This is a genomic window from Enterorhabdus sp. P55, assembly GCF_009911695.1.
Classification (GTDB): domain Bacteria; phylum Actinomycetota; class Coriobacteriia; order Coriobacteriales; family Eggerthellaceae; genus Enterorhabdus.
Genome location: NZ_QWKK01000243.1, coordinates 1 through 1,076, shown reverse-complemented (window position 1 = coordinate 1,076; position 1,076 = coordinate 1). Strand labels below are relative to the sequence as shown.

The 1,076-nt window shown below is 77.6% G+C and carries 1 protein-coding gene; it reads right to left on the bottom strand.

Going from position 1 to position 1,076, the window contains the following annotated elements; translation table 11 throughout:
- Window positions 1–79 precede the first annotated feature (79 nt).
- Window positions 80–949 carry a tetratricopeptide repeat protein gene (locus D1643_RS11070; RefSeq protein WP_160710652.1) on the bottom strand — a complete coding sequence of 290 codons (870 nt, stop codon included), beginning with the start codon at window positions 947–949 and terminating at the stop codon, window positions 80–82.
- Window positions 950–1,076 lie beyond the last annotated feature (127 nt).

Below are 1,076 nucleotides of genomic sequence, written 5' to 3'. Positions count from 1 at the left end.
CGCAGGGTCAGCCGGGCGCAGGGGGCTCCGGCGGAGCGCGCGAGCGCGGCGGGCCGCGCGGCCCTCGCCCCGCCGCGCCCTAGTACCCGCCGTGGATCTCCTGCGCCATGCGGCGCGCGCCGACACGCGCCTCGCGCAGGGGGCGCTTGAAGAACCACCCGCCCGCCTCCTCGGCCCGCGCAAGCGCCTCGGATGCACGCTCGTACCACGCGAGCGCCTCCTCGAAGGAATGGGCGCAGCCACGCGCTCCCTCGAAGGCGCGGGCCAGGCGCAGGGCCGCGTTACCGAGGGCCGCGTCATCGCCCGCACGCTCGGCAACGACGAGGGCACGGCGATACCAGGCCAGGCCGCGCTCGGGATCAGCCACCTGCCCCACGCCGTCGGCCACCAGATCCCCCAGGGCCCAGCAGGCCTCCGCATCGCCCGCCTCGGCCCCGCGCCGGAAGCACGAGGCCGCGCGCGCCGCGAGCGGGCGGGGCGCCGTATGGAGGGCGCGCTCCTCCAGGCGCGTCTGCCAGTAGCGGCCCTGCCCCAGGTCATCGCGGTAGATAACCCCCAGCCGCACCCAGGCGCCCGCGTTCCCGCGCTCAGCGGCATGCAGGTAGAGCAGCTCGGCAGCGCGAAAGCACTCAACCCGCAGGGCCGCGTCCTCGGATGCGGAGAGGGCAAGCGCCTCGCCGAAGTAGGCGTCGGCGAGCGCGCGGGCCGCCGTGCCGCCGTGGTCGCGGTCGTTGGGATAGGATCCGACAAGCTCACGGCCCACCCGCGCGCCCGTCCGGGCGTCGAAAGCCGGCTCGCTCACCCACACGCGCGGCAGGCGCTCGGCAGCGCCCCTCCCCCGTCGATCCACGGCGAAGACGGGCGTGGCCGCGCGCCGGGCGCGCCAGCGCTCACCGCGCAGCCCCGCCGGCACGAGGCTCGCCTCGGCACCGCCGTTGGCACGTCGCATACTCGGCGAGCCGAACAAGAGCCAGGCCGCTCGCGCGCCCAACCCCACCTGCGCCCTACGCGACGCCGCGCTGACCGGGAAGGCGCCCCGGGAGGGACCCGGCCGGCGCGTGGGCCGGGCCGCGCGG